At 68.5% G+C, this 16,515-nt stretch carries 17 protein-coding genes and 2 pseudogenes; 13 read left to right on the top strand and 6 right to left on the bottom strand.

The features are described 5' to 3' along the window. The first annotated feature begins 708 nt into the window (after positions 1-708). Positions 709-989, top strand: a pseudogene (locus IO24_RS46920) (hypothetical protein). Positions 990-1,207: 218 nt separating this feature from the next. Next, positions 1,208-1,759, top strand: coding sequence for a glyoxalase superfamily protein (locus IO24_RS46915; RefSeq protein WP_031144152.1), 552 nt, complete (start codon positions 1,208-1,210; stop codon positions 1,757-1,759). Positions 1,760-2,086: 327 nt separating this feature from the next. Here the strand turns inward: IO24_RS46915 and IO24_RS0138125 are convergent, their stop codons facing one another. Next, a complete protein-coding gene (locus tag IO24_RS0138125; protein ID WP_031144150.1) occupies positions 2,087-2,566 on the bottom strand; it encodes an RICIN domain-containing protein in 480 nt (159 codons plus the stop codon). A gap of 948 nt (positions 2,567-3,514) precedes the next feature. Continuing rightward, a complete protein-coding gene (locus IO24_RS41445) occupies positions 3,515-3,826 on the bottom strand; it encodes an STAS domain-containing protein (RefSeq protein ID WP_037669634.1) in 312 nt (103 codons plus the stop codon). A 376-nt stretch (positions 3,827-4,202) separates the two neighbouring features. Between IO24_RS41445 and IO24_RS41440 the strand changes: the two genes are divergently transcribed. From IO24_RS41440 to IO24_RS0138090, 5 genes are all read left to right on the top strand, one after another. Beyond that, the gene (locus IO24_RS41440) at positions 4,203-4,517 is read left to right on the top strand and encodes an ATP-binding protein (protein ID WP_420823255.1); all 315 of its coding nucleotides are present in this window, start codon (positions 4,203-4,205) and stop codon (positions 4,515-4,517) included. Between the two features lie 1,225 nt (positions 4,518-5,742). Next, complete coding sequence (locus tag IO24_RS0138105; RefSeq protein ID WP_023586116.1) at positions 5,743-5,946, top strand: cold-shock protein; 204 nt, start codon at positions 5,743-5,745, stop codon at positions 5,944-5,946. 348 nt (positions 5,947-6,294) lie between these two features. Then, positions 6,295-7,788 (top strand): DEAD/DEAH box helicase, encoded by a 1,494-nt coding sequence (locus IO24_RS0138100; protein ID WP_031144146.1) that lies wholly within the window; start codon positions 6,295-6,297, stop codon positions 7,786-7,788. Between the two features lie 46 nt (positions 7,789-7,834). After that, entirely contained in the window at positions 7,835-8,239 is a 405-nt protein-coding gene (locus IO24_RS0138095) for a CBS domain-containing protein (RefSeq protein WP_031144144.1), read from the top strand. Positions 8,240-8,292: 53 nt separating this feature from the next. Next, positions 8,293-8,601, top strand: a complete 309-nt coding sequence (locus IO24_RS0138090; protein ID WP_031144141.1) for an SCO5918 family protein — start codon at positions 8,293-8,295, stop codon at positions 8,599-8,601. A 245-nt stretch (positions 8,602-8,846) separates the two neighbouring features. Here the strand turns inward: IO24_RS0138090 and IO24_RS0138080 are convergent, their stop codons facing one another. Next, a complete protein-coding gene (locus IO24_RS0138080; RefSeq protein ID WP_031144139.1) occupies positions 8,847-9,239 on the bottom strand; it encodes an ATP-binding protein in 393 nt (130 codons plus the stop codon). Between the two features lie 1,234 nt (positions 9,240-10,473). On the opposite strand from IO24_RS0138080, the gene IO24_RS0138075 reads away from it, so the two are divergent. Next, positions 10,474-10,812 carry a MerR family transcriptional regulator gene (locus IO24_RS0138075; RefSeq protein ID WP_031144137.1) on the top strand — a complete coding sequence of 113 codons (339 nt, stop codon included), beginning with the start codon at positions 10,474-10,476 and terminating at the stop codon, positions 10,810-10,812. Positions 10,813-11,056: 244 nt separating this feature from the next. Next, positions 11,057-11,260: a cold-shock protein gene (locus tag IO24_RS0138070; RefSeq protein ID WP_031104458.1), complete on the top strand. Its 204-nt coding sequence runs from the start codon at positions 11,057-11,059 to the stop codon at positions 11,258-11,260. A 202-nt stretch (positions 11,261-11,462) separates the two neighbouring features. Here the strand turns inward: IO24_RS0138070 and IO24_RS43900 are convergent, their stop codons facing one another. Then, on the bottom strand, positions 11,463-12,098 hold the full coding sequence (locus IO24_RS43900; protein ID WP_234335420.1) for a hypothetical protein: 636 nt from the start codon (positions 12,096-12,098) through the stop codon (positions 11,463-11,465). 266 nt (positions 12,099-12,364) lie between these two features. On the opposite strand from IO24_RS43900, the gene trhA reads away from it, so the two are divergent. From trhA to IO24_RS45860, 3 genes are all read left to right on the top strand, one after another. Beyond that, on the top strand, positions 12,365-13,150 hold the full coding sequence (trhA, locus tag IO24_RS0138065; RefSeq protein WP_420823256.1) for a PAQR family membrane homeostasis protein TrhA: 786 nt from the start codon (positions 12,365-12,367) through the stop codon (positions 13,148-13,150). A 223-nt stretch (positions 13,151-13,373) separates the two neighbouring features. After that, positions 13,374-13,730 (top strand): PRC-barrel domain-containing protein, encoded by a 357-nt coding sequence (locus tag IO24_RS0138060; RefSeq protein ID WP_031144132.1) that lies wholly within the window; start codon positions 13,374-13,376, stop codon positions 13,728-13,730. Between the two features lie 37 nt (positions 13,731-13,767). Further along, positions 13,768-13,935 (top strand): hypothetical protein, encoded by a 168-nt coding sequence (locus tag IO24_RS45860; RefSeq protein WP_167551660.1) that lies wholly within the window; start codon positions 13,768-13,770, stop codon positions 13,933-13,935. 79 nt (positions 13,936-14,014) lie between these two features. On the opposite strand, the gene IO24_RS0138050 is transcribed toward IO24_RS45860, so the two are convergent. Next, complete coding sequence (locus IO24_RS0138050) at positions 14,015-15,253, bottom strand: PP2C family protein-serine/threonine phosphatase (protein ID WP_031144130.1); 1,239 nt, start codon at positions 15,251-15,253, stop codon at positions 14,015-14,017. Positions 15,254-15,935: 682 nt separating this feature from the next. Between IO24_RS0138050 and IO24_RS46910 the strand changes: the two are divergent. Continuing rightward, positions 15,936-16,164, top strand: a pseudogene (locus IO24_RS46910) (amino acid transporter); the annotation flags it as partial. An 86-nt stretch (positions 16,165-16,250) separates the two neighbouring features. Here IO24_RS46910 and IO24_RS0138045 read toward each other — a convergent pair. Further along, positions 16,251-16,515, bottom strand: a 265-nt coding sequence (locus tag IO24_RS0138045; protein ID WP_031144128.1) for a YhjD/YihY/BrkB family envelope integrity protein, incomplete at its 5' end; no start/stop codon positions are given.

The following is a 16,515-nucleotide window of genomic DNA, read 5'->3' as shown; positions in this document are numbered from 1 at the left end:
TGGGTCACTGAGGCCCCTGCCGGGCAATGGATGGCGGGGGCTTCAGTCTTCCTGGGCAGCGAGCGTCCGCTCCTCGATCCTGCTGCGGCGTCTGCGAACGCCTCCTTGAGGGCCCACAACCGGCGCCGCCGCGCGGGCAACCCACTCGACCCGACGCCAGCCCGTTGATGCCCTGTCCTACAGCCGTCGAGAGGCGCCGCACTGGGGGTGAAGCAACCTGAACCAAGATGTCGGTCTCTGTGCCGCGGAATGATCGGCCGGTGCCAGATCCAGGGCGCTCCGGGAGCTGGCACTGAGCATGCTCTGCGTTTCTGGGTGGGGTGCTGACCGAAGTGTCCCGATCACACAGTGTCGGCCGTTGGCTGGGGATGGTGCGTTGTCGGTGCCGGGCCGGCGGGGCGTGTCCCGATAGGGGCCTGCCGATCGTTGTGGCGTCCTCACGATTCTGACCGCCCGACGCGGCCCGGTACCGGCAACGCGACGCGCTATCGGACCGGAAGGGGACTTGGGTGATAGCGGGTGGTACAACAAAACCCGCCAGAAACCGTTCCGACGGGGACTTCCGCGCGGAGCCGTGATCTCACGCCGGAGCGCTCCGGCGTGAGATCGGTTGCGCTCGCACGAGTGGTTCCCGGGAGTGGTGCAGGAACGCCTGCCCGAGCTGCCGACCCGCCGCAGGAAGGCCCTCCCCGGTGCGAAATACTCTTGATGGGTTCACGCGCTTCCTCGATCAGCCGGCCGGTCACGATACGGAGGGCAGTCGCGTGGGATGCCGAACGGCTCACGCGGCTCGTGCGTGGCTCAGGCGCCTACGAGGGCAAGTACGCGGCCGCAGCGGCGGGCTACCGGCCGAGGCCCGTGCCGCCGGGCTCGACCGTGTCAAGGTCGTGTCGCATGTTCCCGCCGAGGACTTCTACCACCGCGTCGGTGCAGTGCGGACCGGGACCGCGCTCGCGAACCCGCCCGCCGTGCCGACCACTCGACCGTAACCTGATGCAGAGTCACGAGGTGAGGGCGAGGCGCTGCGGCAGTGGTGCCATCCCGCCAGGCCAACCGGTAGCATCGGTAGCGGCCTGGTGCAGCCGGCCGCTCGCGCCTTTCAAGGTTGGGTGAATGCACCGTGGGTCGCCTCGCCTCGGCTCACTGAACGCGGCGCCAGCCGACAATGCGACCATCGGCAGGATGGGCCGCGTGGAAAGCCGACGCGATGACGTCTAATACCACTGACCACGCCAAGAAACTCGCCAAACGCTTGCGCGAGGACCTGGCCACGGCGGGAACCGAGATCCCCCACAGCCTCGCGCTCGAACTGATCGCCCACCAACTCGGCACCAAGGACTGGAACGTGCTCGCCGCCCTGACGAGCCGCGCAGCAAGGCCTGCCCCGCCGGACATCAGCCCGGGCGTGCCCGTCCTGCGCGTCATGTCCGTCGCACAGGCACTGCCGTTCTACCTTGACTTCCTGGGCTTCGCCCTGGACTGGGAGCACCGGTTCGAGCCCGGGCTGCCACTGTACGTGCAGGTATCGCGCTCGTCAGCCGTGCTGCACCTCTCCGAGCACCACGGCGATGGCGCCCCCAACAGCGTGGTCTGGATCCCGGTACGCGATGTGTCCGCTCTGCACAAGGAATTGCTCGCCCGACCGAACGCGCCGGTACGTCCCGGAATCGATCCGGACGCCCCCGGAGGACCGACACTGCAGGTCATCGACCCGTACGGCAATGCCCTGAGATTCACGCAGTCGCCATCCGCCCAGTAGCCAACCCCGGCAGAGCGCGCCGCAGCACGCGGTGCGCTCTGCCGAAGAGATCCCCCACACGAACACTCCACAGAGCGACGGCAGCAAGATCACGATCTACGGCTGGAGTACCAGTTCGTGGGCCGCGTCGAAGCGGGAACGGCCTCGCAGGCCCTTGTTGGCCCCGAGAGCGACAACGGGCCTGTCGGGGAGGGCTGGTGACGTCCGGCCGCGGGTGACCGCCGTTGCGTCGCCGTTCCGGTCGGCGCCTGGCGGCCACCTGCTGATCGACCGGCACGCTTCAGGTGGCACTCCCCGCGATGGGGCAGTGCGCGTGCTCGTCCGGGTTCATCCCTGGTCCTCTGACGAGGGGTAGATCCGCCACAGCTGGGAGAGGTTCGGTCCGCCCCACATGCGGGTCAGGCCCACCAGCCGGTCGTTGCCCTGGAGGTGGTCGGCGATGGCGAGGGCGTAGCGCGGGTGCACGACCGAGACCATGTAGAAGTCATTGCCGCGCTCTGCATGGGAGACCAGCCGCCAGTGCTGGCTGAGGCTGTCCGTGCTTTCTCGAAGAGTCACGATGTCGGGCGGGTTGGCCCCCGCGGTGAGGCAGCGGTGGTTGGCGTACGACTCGATGCGCACGGTGCCGTCGGAGTTCTGCCGCAGGAACCATCGGTGCGAGTTGTTGTCCTTGGCGAACGGGTCCTGTGCCCAGGTCTGGGTGTGGTTGCCGACACCGTCGTGCCAGTCGTTGCACATGAAGTAGGTGCCGGTGACGTGGTGGGTCATCGTCACCGATCCGCCCGCGAGCAGTACGAGGTCGCTCATGTCAGTGCTCCTCAGCCTCGAGAGTTTCTTCAGGGGGCGCCCATGAGACTCAGCGTAAAGAGCCGGCTGTAGCTCCACAGCGTGGCCAACCGGTCGTTTGCCGAGGTCACATCCTGTCCGGGAGACCTCGAACGAATGAACGGAGCTAGTCGAGCCGGCTGACCGAGCGTCACCCACACGTCCCGCAGGCGGCGCAACGATGTGGCAGGGCACCGCTGGATTCGAACGGGCAGGGTGGATGTCACGCGGCAGGCGGGAGCTGCAAGAACGAGAAGATGACAGCCTTCCCGACGAGCCCACTGTCCTATTCCGTTTCCCTGTCGCTCCGGTGTGAGAGTCTGCGGCGGCATGGGCGGATTCCCGATACCAACTCGCGGAAGTCGAACGTGCGGGTACCGCCGGACGCGGACGCGAGGACGTGTTCGGCCTTGCGTTCGTAGCGGCGGTGCACACGACCGTCCAGCGACGCCGACCAGTCACACGTCGCCTGTCGGCCGATGGGCGCCGGCGGTCTTCGTCGCGCCCGCCTGACCGGGTTCCTCTTGAGAGCCGAGGGTCTCATCGACGCCGGCCAGGTGACCCAGCGGATCAGCCTGGACGGCCACCCACGAAGCCCGGCTCGTCGCCGAACAGATCATGGACAACATCCGGGCAAGTTCGGGCCCTCGCTCATGACCGAGATGTCATGCGCTACGGCTATTCCACGGAGTTCGACGCCGAATGCCACATCCTTGACGCCCCACTGATGATCGTGGCGAGGGCGCCAACGAGATTTAGCGGAACGTCATCGCGAGTCAGCTCGTCAAGCGCGGTGGTCTGAATGCGTGAGGATCGGTGCCTCTGCGGAGGCGGAAGCCGTCATCGCGTGGGCGCTGGGCCGGGAACTGGGTGTGGCGGTGCGGCGGCTCACGCCTCACCAGGACGTCCCGGACAGGCTGGGGCAGGGCTTCACGTGTTTGAGGGCCTGTTCGACGGTGGGTGGCAGTCGATGATCTCGTCGATACCGACCATGTTCAGCAGGCGCACGACGGCCTCCTGGGCGCCGGCGATGCGCAGCCACCCCTGAGCGGCGTTCACGCGTCGGTGCACGGTGACCAAGACATTGATGCCGCTGGAGTCCATGAAGGTCACGCCGCTGAGGTCCGCCACGATGCGGGGCTGCGTCCTGCCGTCGTCGGTCAGCATTGCCTGGCTGAGGACGTCCTGGACGTCGTGGTCGATTTCGCCGTGCACGGCCACGACGAGGACGCGGTCGACCATTTCGTGCTGGACGGAGAATCGGCCTGGCGGTCTTCCTTGTGGATGTCGCTCACGTCTCCTCGACTGCGCCTGGGCTTGCTCACTCGGGGTGTGCCGGGACGATTCTGCCCCACCGCCGCGGCGGCATGTGCCCGGCCAGAGGTGTGGGACAAGGCGCCTGGTGACATGCGTGTCGCTGTCGTGGGTACTTGCGCACGTCGACGGGGGGAGTGAGGACGAGATACGTGGGAGTCCATGCCGAGGGTGACGGCTGTACCGCAGATCGGTACCTGATGCGGGCCGGCTACGCGTGGACGGAGGCGTCGGCCGTATCGCCGACGCTCGCCACCACGCTGTCGCCTTCCTCGACCAATCCCGTGCTGATCATGGCCTGCCCGTGTCCGCTCGCGCGAGAGACCTCACGCAGCTGGTGGTCAGTGAGCTGGTCACCAACGCGCTCAAGTACGCCCCCGGCCCCGTCCTGATGGAACTGCGGATCTCCGCCCAAGCCGTGGACGTCGTCGTGTGGGACAGCGACCCCATCGTGCCAGCTGCCCGGCCCGCCGATCCCGATCGGATCGGCCAGCACGGCCTGGAGATCGTCAAAGCTGTCACACAGGACCTCTTCACCGAACGGGAGCCGGTCGGTAAGCGCATCACGGCCCGCATCGCCCTGTCCGACGCCTTCAGCAGCGACACGGTCCGCCGCTGAACGAATGAGTCCTGCCGACGGCAGGCTCGTCGGGCTTGGATCGTCCGCTTCGACCTGAGTGGGGCCATGGAGATCGACCGGTGGGATTCGCGGAACTGCGGACTCAACCGTTGATCGCTGGGACAAGGCTGACGTGGTGCGTCAACTGCGGTGAGCACGCCCGGCCCCGTCCAAAGGCGTCGGGGGCGGTCGGCTCACGCCATGTCTGCTGCGTGGGGGTTGGCGAGTTCGGGCAGGCGAGGAGCAGGGCGCGGTCGTCGGGGTAGTCGACGCCGGGCTGGTGGTTGAGTGGCCGGTCGGCCTCGCAGCGTCGACGCGAGGTAGCTTCCGTCTGCTCCGAGGTGGCACGGTCGGAAGGGCATGTCCGCTGCGGCCCGCGGCGTCAGCCGCGGCGATCAGGGCCGCGGGCCCACGCCGGACCGGCGGCGGAACGTGCCTACCTGACGTCACTCCGGAACGTGGCCGACGACTGCGCGGCGGGTGCCGGCGGTGAGCTGCCGTGCCTCTCGGCAGAGCAGACTGTCCGGGACAGGGACGCGATACGCGCCGCGCCCAGCGAGCGAACGGACGGCGAACCTCCTCGGCGTCTCCTACGGCACCAGGCTTGGCGCGGCCTGTGCGGCCCGCTCCCCGCACCGCACCGGTCGCATGGTCCTCGACAGCGTCGGCGGCCCGTGGGACTGGTCCGACTTCGATGTCCTGCAGAACCGGGGTACTGCTGCGTCAACGCGAGGCCGGCTCGGTGGGGCAACCCACCGCTGAAGCAAAATCCTCGGACGGTCATGCGGGAGTAGTCGTACCGCGGGATCCGGCCCACGGTATGCGATACGAGTTGCTGGGCCCCTTCGAAGAGGCGTCTTACGGATAGCCGCGTCCGTCGTTACGCCCCTTGGGAGCCCTGGTGCCGTTGGCCACTCTTCATGCGACGTTGCACTCCGAGTGAATCAATATCTGTGCCCGAGAGATCAGAGTTTGACGGACCGCGCAGTGGGGATTTTTGCTGCGACGAGCAGAATGGGATTATCCAACGCACATGGGCCGCTCCGGCATGCTACTGTCTATCTCAGTTGCAGTTGTGGTTCCCAAAACTTCAAGTGCCCCCACCAGGCTTCTGTCGGGCGGGAGCACTTTTGTATTTCCGGTCATTCCGGGCGGGGTAATCATCGCGGCGACACGGCGTCCGCGCAGTGCGGACGCCGACGCACTGCCCCAAAGGAGATATGACATGGCTGCTGGTACCGTGAAGTGGTTCAACGCGGAAAAGGGCTTCGGCTTCATCGAGCAGGACGGTGGCGGCGCCGACGTGTTCGCCCACTACTCGAACATTGCCGCGCAGGGCTTCCGCGAGCTGCTCGAGGGCCAGAAGGTGACCTTCGACATCGCGCAGGGCCAGAAGGGCCCGACGGCCGAGAACATCGTCCCGGCCTGACGCTCACGCGCAATCCGTAGCTGGGGCCCGCATCCTTCGGGGTGCGGGCCCCAGCTGCACGCGTATCCCGCAGCGGATTTCACCCGCGGGACGCCCCGGAGGAATCCGCAGTACCACCACCACAAGCGGTTCCTCCCCCAGGACGCAGGCGCATCCTGAAGCGCTACACCGCAGTCGGCGTCCGGATCTCAAGGTCCCTATCGCGTCACCCATTTCAGCACCTGCGCCCACGGATGTTCCCGCCGGCCAGATCTGCTTTCTCTTGCCACCGGTCCATACTTGTAATTCTCCATGCCGTTCATCGCAGCGGGAATTCCTTGATATGTGCCACATCGAGGAAGGTTCCGCATGAACCGCACGTACACGAACGACCGCCCCGCCCGCGCCCGTAATGGCAATGCCGACGCCGAAAAGGGCGGCAGCCGCTGGGCCTCGCAGGCACCGCGCCGTTCCGGCGGGCCTGCCCGTTCCGGTGGTTACGGCCGTCGGCCCGCCGCAGTGCAGGGTGAGTTCGCGCTGCCCAGGACGATCACCCCCGCACTGCCGGCAGTCGAGGGCTTCGCCGATCTCGACATGCCCGAGCAACTGCTGGCCGAACTCGGCAGGCAGGGTGTGACCGCACCGTTCCCGATCCAGGGCGCGACGCTGCCGAACTCCCTGGCGGGCCGTGACGTCCTGGGCCGCGGCCGCACCGGGTCCGGCAAGACCCTGGCCTTCGGCCTCGCCCTGCTCGCCCGCACCGCCGGACAGCGCGCCGAGCCCCGCCAGCCGCTGGGACTGATCCTCGTACCCACGCGTGAGCTGGCACAGCAGGTGACCGACGCGCTGACCCCGTACGCCCGCTCCGTGCGGCTGCGGCTGGCCACGGTGGTGGGCGGCATGTCGATCGGCAGGCAGGCCAGCGCGCTGCGCGGCGGAGCCGAGGTCGTCGTCGCGACTCCGGGCCGGCTCAAGGACCTCATCGACCGCGGCGACTGCCGGCTGAACCACGTCGGCATCACCGTGCTGGACGAGGCCGACCAGATGGCCGACATGGGCTTCATGCCCCAGGTCACCGCGCTGCTCGACCAGGTCCGCCCCGAGGGGCAGCGCATGCTGTTCTCCGCCACCCTGGACCGCAACGTCGACCTGCTGGTACGCCGCTACCTGACCGACCCCGTCGTGCACTCCGTCGACCCGTCGGCCGGTGCGGTCACGACGATGGAACACCACGTCCTGCACGTCCACGGCGCCGACAAGCACGCCGCCACGACCGAGATCGCCGCCCGCGACGGACGCGTGATCATGTTCCTGGACACCAAGCACGCCGTCGACCGCCTGACCCAGGACCTCCTCAACAGCGGGGTACGGGCCGCCGCGCTGCACGGCGGCAAGTCGCAGCCGCAACGCACCCGCACGCTGGCGCAGTTCAAGACGGGGCATGTCACCGTGCTGGTGGCGACCAACGTCGCGGCGCGCGGCATCCACGTCGACAACCTCGACCTGGTCGTCAACGTCGATCCGCCGACCGACCACAAGGACTACCTCCACCGCGGCGGCCGTACCGCCCGCGCCGGCGAGTCCGGCAGCGTCGTCACCCTGGTCACCCCGAACCAGCGCCGAGGCATGGTCCGTCTCATGTCGGACGCCGGAATCCGGCCGCAGACCACCCAGGTCCGCTCGGGCGACGAGGCCCTGAACCGGATCACCGGCGCCCAGGCCCCGTCCGGCATCCCGGTTGTCATCACCGCACCGGTGGTCGAACGCCCCAAGCGCAGCGCCACCTCCCGAGGCCACCGCCGCCCCGCCTCGGCGACCAGGCGCACCCCCGTACGCCAGTCCGGCTTCGGCGCGGTGGCCTAGAACCTCCGTGATCGGGAAGCCGGCCCAACTCTGCAGGAGGCACCTTTTGACGCTGGTTCAGATGCAGCCCCGCCCGGCGGACGCCAACCCCGCGCACAGGACGGCGGTGGAGGTCATGGACGCGGCCGGACCGCAGGTCTGTGACGACATGAGCGTCGAGGTCGCGCTGGCCGTCATGGCCGCCGCCCGCACAATCCGACTGGTCGTCTGCGACCAGGACGGCCAGTGCACCGGCCTGGTCACCCGTACCGAACTCGTCGCCGTCCGCGACAGCTCCGACTACACGGACCGTGTCCGCCTGCGCGACATCCTCGGCGACCACGGCTCGTTCCCCTCACCCGTGACCACGATGGCCGAAGCCGAGCACGCGATGCGCACCCGTCGGCTTGGTGTCCTGCCGGTGGTCGACGAGCAAGGCAGCGCCCTGGGCATCCTCGCCCTCTCCCGCTGAAACACCTCGCCCCTGGTAGGGCGACCGTTCTTTCCTTCTCTCTGTGAGGCCACATGCGCTGCGTCATCGCCCGCTTCCCCTTCGAGCTCACCAAGGGCGGCGTGCTGGAATCGATGAAGGGCATCAAGCCCGAACCGGCCACCGGCGAATCGGTGATCATCGGCCGCCGCAACTACCCCCTCAAGCAGGTCGGCCAGGTCATCACCCGCCAGGACCGCCGTGACTTCAGCGCCGCCGAAGTCCTGCGGGCCATGGCTCAGCTCGGCTTCACCTGCCGCGCCGTTCCCAAGGCAGCGCCCCTGGGCATCCTCAGCCCGATGCAGCACGCCTCCGCGATGCTCGGCACCCCCGTCACGGTCTGACCGGGTGAACAGACACGAGCCGGCACCTGACCGGCAGTGTGGGCCCGACCGGTACGCCGGTCGGGCCCACACTGCGTGCGTGCCCTGCAGGATCCGGGCGACATGGAAGTGCAGACGCGTGGGCGGCCTGTCCTTCTTCGTGGGCGTCGGACTCCACCGGGGCGCTGACGTCAGCGAGCAACTCGTCAGGCTGCGACATGAGGCGGACCATATTCGCCGGCCATCCGGCTGCTTGAGCGGTGACGCTACAGGGCAAGGCGGGCGCTCACGGTCTTGCCGCCGGAGGCCCCGCGGGTGACCGCCGTGGCGTGCGCGAGGCGGGTGACCATGGGCCAGCCGAAGCCCCCGGTGCCGCCGTTCAGGTCAGGGGTGCGCATGCGCGGCACATGCCGGCTGGGATCGTGAACGGCGACCTCGATGGTGTCGGGGTGCGCAGTCAGTTCCAGTGTGCAGCGGCCCCCGCCGTGGCGCAGGGCATTGGTGACGAGCTCGGACACGACCAAGACCACAGTGTCCGCCGCGTCAGGGGCCACGGCCGACTGCTGCAAACCTTCGAGGAAGGCCCGTGCCGTATCGCGTGCGTCGGCAACGGCTGTTGTGGAACGGACGGCTGCGGCGCTGGCCATCACCGTGATCATCAGGGTCCCCCTGGTCTCTGAATCGTCCATGCCCCTGCCCGTGCCTACCCAGCCCCCTGTGCCCCGCCCCTCCACCCGCCAATCCCGCGGAGCCCCAGTGCTTGCCGGAAGGGGTCGGAGGACCACAGTCGACGCATGACGGCACCTGCTGCCGTGACCGTGTCTCCGCAGCCCGCGGTCTGCTCGAGTCAGGGGCCGTGCCGGTTCGCCACGAGCTGCTCGATCATCCCGGGATCGTCGAGGGCGGCGCAGGGCCTTCTGCCACGCTCGTCAACGGCCGACCTGGGGGGCCACGGCTGGAAACGTCCGTCCCGGCCGGTGGAGTTCTCCACGAGACGCAGTGTTGGCCGGTGCCCGCCGACGGTAGCCGCGGCGCAGTCGGCGACGTCCCGCTCAGCCCGACGTACTGCGCGGCGGGGGATCCCTGCGCGCCGGACTGAGCCCGAAGCTGCTTGAACCATCCCTGGACCGGTCGAGGCAGGCTGGTCGAGACGGACTACCTCATCTTCGAGCACATGGAAATCTATGCCAGCTGAAGTAGACATTCGTCGGCAGTGTGGTTATGGTTTCTCTCGTAGCCGAGATCAAGAGAGGCCCGGCAGAGACGAACTGCCGGGCAGCAGTACGCAGTTGCAGTTCGCAGGACGGTGCGGTGGTGGAGTTCCGAAGCCAGAGTGGTTGCAGGACGGCGACGGGACTGACGACCGGACCGGGTGGCCCGCAGTGATCAGGGGCCGCCGTGAGGCAGTACCGCAGTGGCAGTACCAGTAAGTGAAGGTTCGCAGTACCCAGCAGTGAAGTAAGTGAGCAGTACCTCGGTGAAGGCGTCGGCTGCGGGCGCGCGCACCGGGAGGTTCGGCAGTGGGGTTCCAAGCCAGTGCAGACGCAGGACGGGCGACGGGGCTGACTGCCGAAGAGTGGCGCTGTTCGAGGCCACCAGCAGTTCGCAGTTTCCGTTAGTGAGTAGTTGATCAAGAGGGAAGAACGGAGGAGCCGAGCGCCATCAGGATCGCCCGGGCGGAAGTCTTGGCCCCGGGTACCGCAGGACATCGATAGTGAGGTGGTCTCCGGTCGAGCAACCGCGATCCCCGCGCCCCCGACAGCGTCTCGGTCGGGTCTGCGGAAACAGAGGGCCGGTGCAGTATCAGGGCCGGCAGATGGTGTAGTAGTTCCTTCGGGGCCCTGGCGGCAGTACGGCGCCAGGGCCCCTCCACGCGTTCCACAGAGAGGTGCGATGACAGCAGACGACACGTTCGGCCGTCTCGATGACGACGACTACCCCGCCTACACCATGGGCCGGGCCGCCGAGATGCTCGGCACCACACAGGGCTTCCTCCGCGCCATCGGTGAAGCCCGCCTCATCACCCCGCTGCGCTCCGCAGGCGGCCACCGCCGCTACTCCCGCTACCAGCTGCGCATCGCCGCGCGGGCCCGGGAACTCGTCGACCACGGGACCCCCATCGAGGCCGCCTGCCGGATCGTCATCCTCGAAGACCAGCTCGAGGAAGCCCAGCGTCTCAACGCCGAATACCGCCGCGCCGCCGAATCGGCGAACCCGACGGCAGCAGCATGAGATGAGCGTGCCCGTCAGGTTCGGCGGGCACCGCACGGACGGTCTCGGTGTGCGGTGTGATCATTTCCTATGGTGACGCGGTGTGCGGGCGTGTAGCGTCTGCGTCAGCTGTCGTGGTTCGGAATTCCCTCTTGCCCACGCCTTCGGTGTGGGCGTTTTGCTGTGCTGTGCCGCAGGGACCAGGGCGATCACCTCCGTCTGCCACATGGAGTGGGAGGCGTTCATCGACTGGAAGGCATGAGACATGGCTACGGGAACTGTGAAGTGGTTCAACGCGGAGAAGGGCTTCGGTTTCATCGCCCAGGACGGCGGCGGCCCGGATGTCTTCGCGCACTACTCCGCGATCAACTCCACAGGCTTTCGTGAGCTCCAGGAGGGCCAGGCCGTGACGTTCGACGTCACCCAGGGCCAGAAGGGTCCGCAGGCCGAGAACATCAACGTGGCCTGACCTCGCAGACCTGTCCGAGGAATCGCGCACGCCGCGTCCAGGTGGCGGCCGCCGCCCCTGCGGGCCCTGCCACCCACCCGGACGAAGGCGCCTGCTCTCGTGCCGGGTCGGCAGGATCAGGGGCCGCGCAGCAATGGCTGCGCGGCCCCTGATCTGTGGAGGCCCCCGGGCCGGTGCGACTTCGGCCCGGAACTTCCTGACCTCAGTCGCTGCACGCGTCGTCGGGCACGGGAGCCGCATCTCCTGCGCGGCTGCCGTGCAGCTCGAAGGAGCCGACGCTCAGACGCTCGTCCAGGCGTCGAGGAAGGCTTTCCGTCCAGCCGGATCGTCCGGCCTGCGGTCTGCGTGCGGGACGCGCCAGGCGGTGAGCTCGATATCTCGGAGCCACAGTTCTCCGATGACCTGTGTCTTGAGGTCGGGCAGATGGTCGGACTCGACGAGCCTGACCGATCACATCCCCGGCCGCGACGCGCTGGGGCGGGGTCATCTCATCGACGGCCGAGAGGATCTGCCGGGCCAGGGCGGTTCCTTCTCCTGCCAGCGAACGCAGCAGCGGAGCCTTGATGTTGACGGGCAGCAGGTACGCGGTGCCCGACGACCTCCACAGGTCCGACCAGAAGCGTTCTCCTGCCTTGGTGGGGGCAGGCAGAGCAACCAGCAGCCCGAGGAGATGGCCGGTGGCCGCATAGCCATCGGCGTGGGCGGCGGCGACCACCGCAATCCCGGCGACGCGCTCCACGTCGAGCTGGCCGACTTCGAGATGCGGAGCCAGGTCCAGTTGGTGTTCCAACTGGTCTGCGAGGGCGGTGGATACGTGGGGGCGGACCTCAGGAAGCATCGGCGATCCTTGCGCGTAGGCGATCGGAGATGCCCGTTCGGAGGCCCTGATCGTTCCTATGACCAGCCGTTCTACTCGGCTTCGGCACGTTCAATCGGCGGTAGCGTCAACGGGGCTGGAGTTCACACGGCGGCGAACCGGCCCGCGCCCGGCGACGTGGCTCTGGGGTTCTGGACCGACCTCCCGTCATGTTTCCGGGTGAGGTTTCCTAGCATGACCGCATGGTTGCCAGTGACGCCCAGGAGCCCGGGGGAGGACGAGAAGCTGTGTCCCGCGACGCCGCTGAAGTCGAATGTGGTCACGTCGTGTCAGCGCGTGGAGAGCGCCGTGCAGACGGGCTGCCCGACCAATCACCGGGCGACCATGCGGGGGAGGGGGCTCACTCGGTTGCTGCTCTGGTGGAGCGGGTGTCCGACGTGGCCGAGCCGATCAAGCCGAGGTTGCGTGGCTGGCTTCATGCCGGAATGGTCCCCGCCGCACTGATCGCAGGCGTCGTGCTCATCTGCCTGGCCCGTACTCCGCAGGCGGTCGTGGCCTGCGCCGTGTATGCGGCCACCGCCTGGCTGCTGTTCGCGACCAGCGCCATCTACCACCGCGGCACCTGGGGACCGCTCGGCGAGGCTCTTCTGCGACGCCTCGACCACGCCAACATCTTCCTGATCATCGCCGGCACCTGTACCCCCCTGGCTGTGCTCCTGCTCCCGCCGGACCAGCGGTCCGTGCTGCTGTGGATCGTCTGGACAGGAGCTTTGGCCGGCATCGCGTTCCGGGTCCTGTGGGTCGGAGCTCCGCGCTGGCTGTACACCCCGTGCTACCTGGCGCTGGGGTGGGCACCGGTGAGCTACCTGCCCGACTTCCTGCACACCGGCGGAGCGGCCGTAGTGGTCCTGATCGTTGTCGGCGGTCTCTTCTACAGCGCGGGCGCGGTGGTCTACGCCCTCCAGCGGCCCGACCCCGCACCCCGCTGGTTCGGTTTCCACGAGGTCTTCCATGCGCTGACGGTGGTGGCCTTCACCGCGCACTACACCGCCATCTCCCTCGCCACCTACTGACCCCGCGACTGTGTTCTGGTCCGCCGCTCATCGCCCACGTCGCCGCGTGCTGTGGTGCATCCCACGTACGCCGGTGGAGGGGCCAGGGATACGAGGTTATCCGCCGTCGTCCGCCCTGAAGTTGGCTGCTCTCCAGGGTGTGACGCTCCGTAGGCAGGTAAGGAGGGAGGAGCGAGAGAAAGACGACAGCGGTCTTCAGCTGACCTGAGACAGAGGGGGCTCCGTGTTCGAGGCGCAAGACATCAGGGAGTGGCGAGGCCACGACGTGGTCGACCGCGAGCGGCACAAGATCGGCGTCCTGGAGGCGGTCTATGTCGACACTGCCACAGACCAGCCCGCGTTCGCGACGGTGACGGTCGGCCTGCCGACCCGGCACCGGCTGGTGTTCGTCCCTCTGGGCGACGCGACGGTCGGTCCCGGTTATCTGAAGGTCGCCTACGACAAGAAGCAGGTCAAGGAAGCGCCCTCGATCGGCACGGACGGCGAACTGCTCGCGGAGGACGAGAAGACGGTCTTCGCGCACTACGAGCTCGCCTACCGAACGGGTGCGGGCGGCGAACGTCGCCTCGCCCGCCGCTGATGCCCTCACCAACGTCCCCCACCACGAGGTGACACCAATGGCTCTCTTCCTCCTGCTGCTCATTGTGGCCATCGTGCTCGGCATCATCGGTGTGGTGGCCAAGGGCCTGTTCTACCTGTTGGTCATCGGCGTGGTGGTTCTGGTCGCCGACCTCGTCCTCCTCGGCCTACGCCTGGGCCGCCGCCGCAGGCGCCTCCCCAGGTGACGCGGTCAGCCGGGCAAGCGCCCCACGGGCCGCCCGTCCGGGGACCGGACGCAGCGGGGGGGTCGGAGCAGTCGTCGAGTCATCGCCCAGGAGTGGTCCGCCCCGTCCGCGACGGGGCGGAGGCGTCGGAGAGGTCGGCGCCGGTGTCGGCGTCCCGCTCGGAGTGGCCCACGCCGTGCCAGTCCAGGCACATGACGGTCGCGTCGTCCTGCAGGTGGCCGTGGTGGGCGTCGACGATCGCCGCGATGAGGGTGCGGGCGGCCTCGCGGGGATGCAGCGCGCGGGTACCCACGATCAGGTCGGACAGATCGAGGCTGCCTGCGTTGCGCTCCAGCATGCCGTCGGTCAGCATCACCAGTCGGTCGCCCGGCTGCAGGTCCAGCGACTGGACCCGGTAGGTGTGGGGGACCTGGAAGCCGAACGGCATATCGATCTTCGGAGTGATCTCCCGCACCTGGCCGTTCCGCATGCGCAGCGGCCAGGGGTGGCCGGCGTTGATGAACTCGGTCCTGCCGTCGGTCAGGCTGATGCGCAGGAGCTGGCCGGTGACGTAGCTCTGGCGGCCGTGTTCACGCATGGCCTGGTCGGCCTGTCGGGCCTGTTCGGCGAGGTCGGCGCCGGCCCGCCGTGCCCGGCGAAGGGCGCCCACCAGGAGGGTGGCCAGCAGCGCGGCGTCGACATCGTGACCCATGGCGTCGGTGACGGAGAGCTGGACTGTATCCCGGTCGATCACGTAGTCGAAGGTGTCGCCCCCGACGTGGTCGGCGGGCTCCAGTGCCCCGGCCACCGCGAACTGAGCCGCCTCACACGCCAGCGACGCCGGGAGCAGCCGGTGCTGGATTTCCGCAGCGAGACTCAGCGGGCTGGTACGGCGGCCCCACTGGTACACGTCGGTGTAGGACCGGTTGGCGATGACGATGTACGCCAGGGCGTGCGCGGTCTCGCCGATCTCCCGCATCGCCTCCGCGTCCGGCGCCGCGGGCAGGAAGAGTTCGAGGAGCCCGATGGCGTCCCCGCGGTTGGTCACCGGGGCGACGATCCGCACCAGCGCGCCCTCGCCCTTGTCCTCCACGCTCGGCCGCTGGGTTCGGATCACGTCGTCGTACAGGGTGCCCCGCAGCGTGATGCGCCGGGCGGGTTCATCGGTATCGATGCTGCCCGCCGCTCCCAGCCGTACGACCGAGCCACCGGTGAAGTCGGTGATGAGGAACGACACCGACGCGGCCCCGAGGCGCTCCTTGAGCATGTGCGCGACCACGTCGAGCGACTCCACGGGCGCCGCCGACTCCGCTGCGGCCAGAGTCTCCGCCAGGGTTATCGCCCTGCCCCGGCCACCCCCGTTCGCGGGAGTATGAGTGGTCGGCCCACCGTCCCCGTCAGGCCCGCGCACGGTCACGGTGACTCCTCGCTGCTCGGTGCTGCTCAGGGCTCCGGCCCGGATGCGAGGGGCTGGCGCCAAGCCCGGTGCCCGGTAGATGTTATTGCACCACAGAGCCTCTGAACGGATGCACCTGTCGGCCGGCTGTTCGTCGAACGGCCCGGCCACCGTCGCCGTGTGGAACGCCTGGACCTCGTAGTCATCCGGCTTACCAGAGTTCATGCCACGCTGGCACCGGAGTTGACAAACAGTAGTGGGGCCCGAACGGTACGCCGTTCGGGCGCCCACCGTTCGACGTCTCCCAGGGCCAGAAGGGCCCGCAGGCCGAGAACTTCCTGAACTCGGTCACATCAGGCGTTGTCCCGGGCTCGGCCGCCTCACCGTACGTGTCGCAGTTCGTCGGCGACCAGGGTTGCTCGCAAGGTGCCGCAACACCGAACCGGAGGCTGGCCCGACCTGCGGTCTGCATGCAGAACGCGCCAGGCGGTGAGCTCGAGATCTCGGAGCCACAGTTCGCCGATGACCTGTGTCTTGAGGCCGGGCAGATGGTCGGATTCGGCGAGGCCCCGCATCCGCCGCCCCGGATGCACGATGGGTGGTCTGACTCGACAGGGCCTGAGCGAGCGGACGCCCGCCCGGGCCCGCGCCGGACCCGCACCCCGAACAGGAGGGGCACCGGTGGTGGCGCGTGATGTGCCTGCACGATGCCGACTGCTTCTCCATGCCCGGCTACCAACCTGGCATCGCCGCGCTCGCGGCCGGCCTGTGGTCTCCCCTTGCCACCCTGGCCCGTGATCGCGCTGACCTTGTGCGGTGCCCTGCCGGTCCAGCGGCGGACGGCGCGCCGCGCGAGGCCAGAGGCCGCCACTGCCCACGGGGCCGCGGCGAACCGGCCCCAAGGGTACGGGCGGTCAGCCGCAGGTACGAGAAGACCGGCTCATTCCCCGTGCGCAGGCTTCGTCAGCTCTGCGTTGAACTGAGCGCCGATCAGGAGGGACAGGTTGGAGAGCCACAGCCAGACCAGGAACACCACGACGCCTGCCAGTGAACCGTACAGACGGTCATAGGTGCTGACCAGGGAGGTGTAGACGGCGAATCCGAGTGAGACGGTCAGCAGAAGCGCCACCGCCAGTGTGCCGCCGGGCGCCATCCTCCGGACAGGGCGGGAGCACGCCGGCCCCGACCGGTACAGGACGAGCACC

This window comes from Streptomyces flavovariabilis (genome assembly GCF_000725785.1).
GTDB classification, from domain to species: Bacteria; Actinomycetota; Actinomycetes; order Streptomycetales; family Streptomycetaceae; genus Streptomyces; species Streptomyces hawaiiensis.
Note: the sequence above shows the minus strand (reverse complement) of the source record. Positions and strands in the feature narration are given on the sequence as shown.